This is a genomic window from Streptomyces sp. MZ04 (assembly GCF_004684775.1).
Taxonomy (GTDB): Bacteria; Actinomycetota; Actinomycetes; order Streptomycetales; family Streptomycetaceae; genus Streptomyces.
In genome coordinates this window covers 1-1,143 of sequence record NZ_SRIC01000585.1, presented here as the reverse complement: position 1 = coordinate 1,143, position 1,143 = coordinate 1, and the positions used below count along the sequence as shown (strand labels likewise).

The following is a 1,143-nucleotide window of genomic DNA, read 5'->3' as shown; positions in this document are numbered from 1 at the left end:
CCCCCGGCGCGTCCGCGCCCTCGAGATCCTTCAGCCACGACGCGAGGCCCTCGTCCGCCCTCGCCCGGTCCCTCAGTACGTCCAGCACAGCCTTACCCCCGTTCGGCGACGCCGGCGACGCGACGGCGTCGGCGGCACATCTACGATCTTGCGGCCTCCGGCCCTTCCGGACCACCACCCACGGGTGGATCCTGGAGGGTGGAGAAGCAGATGGAGAAGGTGGAGTGAGGGTGGAGAGGGAGAGAGGGCGGAGATGACCTCTCATGATGCGCACAGGCAGTGAACCGATGACCGCGCGCAGTCCCCTGCGGATGCGCTTCTGGTTCAGCGTATGGGGCCTGGTCTGGGCGACCTTCGGCATCGTCGCCTTCGCACTCGCGGGGCGCCCGCAGTGGGCGGCGGCGTGCGGCGTGCTGTGGCTGGTCGTCACCGTCGACATGGCGGTGGTCGTGCACCGTATCCACCAGGGACCGCACTACCAGCCGGGCCGCGACATCCCGCCGTACGAGCCGCCGAGAACCGGCTAGCCGCCGCTGTTCCCGCCGCTGTTCCCGGAGCTGTTCCCGCCGCCGTTCCCGCCGCCGTCGAAGCGGGCCGCCGCCAGATACTCCGGCTGCGGGTCCAGCGCCGCGGCGAGGCGGAAGTGCCGTCTGGCCTGGTCCGGCCTAGCGGCGCGCTCATAGGTGCGGGCGAGCGCGAAGTGGGCGAACGCGTTGTCCGGCTCACGCTCCAGGACGATGCTGAACTCCAGCTCGGCAGCGCGCAGTTGGGCGGCGGCGAAGAAGGCTCGGGCTCTCAGCAACCGGGCCGCCGTGTTCTCGGGGTGGGCCGCGATGACCGTGTCGAGCAGCTTCACCGCGCCTCGGGGATCGCGCGCGGCAAGGAGCTGCTCCGCCGCGCGGAAGTCGATGACATGGGTCTCCGGGGTGATTTCGGGCACGCGTGACTCCTTCCCTCGATCCACTGTGTCAACGCCCCCCACGCCGACGCCTATTCCACCGCTTCAACCGCCGGACCCCTAGTAGTGCTTCGTTAGGTGTGCCGATCTTGCCTGTTCAGGGGCATGGTGTCGGTATGAGGCCGGGTGAAGTGGAGGGGCTTCGCCGTGACTTGGCGGGGTTCGTTGGTGAGGTGTTTGCCTCG

Annotated in this window: 2 protein-coding genes; one reads left to right on the top strand and one right to left on the bottom strand. The window is 69.6% G+C overall.

Annotated features, from left to right (window positions below):
* Positions 1-266: 266 nt before the first annotated feature.
* Positions 267-527: a DUF6343 family protein gene (locus tag E2651_RS43320; protein WP_135336741.1), complete on the top strand. Its 261-nt coding sequence runs from the start codon at positions 267-269 to the stop codon at positions 525-527.
* Here E2651_RS43320 and E2651_RS43315 read toward each other — a convergent pair.
* The gene (locus tag E2651_RS43315) at positions 524-940 is read right to left on the bottom strand and encodes a tetratricopeptide repeat protein (RefSeq protein ID WP_135336740.1); all 417 of its coding nucleotides are present in this window, start codon (positions 938-940) and stop codon (positions 524-526) included. The genes E2651_RS43320 and E2651_RS43315 overlap by 4 nt on opposite strands.
* Positions 941-1,143: the final 203 nt, after the last annotated feature.